The organism is Flavobacterium sp. RSSB_23, assembly GCF_051547145.1.
GTDB lineage: Bacteria > Bacteroidota > Bacteroidia > Flavobacteriales > Flavobacteriaceae > Flavobacterium.
Genome location: NZ_JBPTTO010000060.1, coordinates 1 through 466 on the forward strand (window position 1 = coordinate 1; position 466 = coordinate 466).

Genomic DNA, 466 nt, shown 5'->3' on the forward strand with positions numbered 1-466 from the left:
CGTATGAAAAGAATAATTAGTATTTTAATTTTGTCATCTTTTTTGAGTTTCATTGCTTGTAAAAATTCGACAGAAAACGAAATAAGAAATAAATATATTGCTGAATGGAAATCGACAAAAAAACCAATTCCATATACTGCTACTTTAAAGATAAATAATGACAATACATTTGACTTTTTTAGTGGAGCTTGTATGTCACGCTCAAATTCTAAAGGAAAATGGAGAATTGAAAATGACACAATTATATTGAATAGTTTTAAACCCAAAAACTGTTGTTTTTTAATTGTTTTTGGTGGAAACTGTGAAAAATATGGAAAAATTGGCAAAAACTATATGTTTAAAAAATCATTTAAAGATTGCGATATAAAAACCGAAGACTTATATGATGTATTCGAAAACACTAAATTCTACATTAAAAACGAAAAACTAGTTTTTAAAAAGAGTAAGATAAATGATTGTGAAGATT

1 protein-coding gene is annotated in these 466 nt (G+C 25.1%); it reads left to right on the forward strand.

What is annotated here, in order from left to right; all coding sequences use genetic code 11:
* Positions 1 to 466, forward strand: a 466-nt coding sequence (locus ACSVH9_RS16365) for a hypothetical protein (RefSeq protein WP_438064636.1), incomplete at both ends; no start/stop codon positions are given.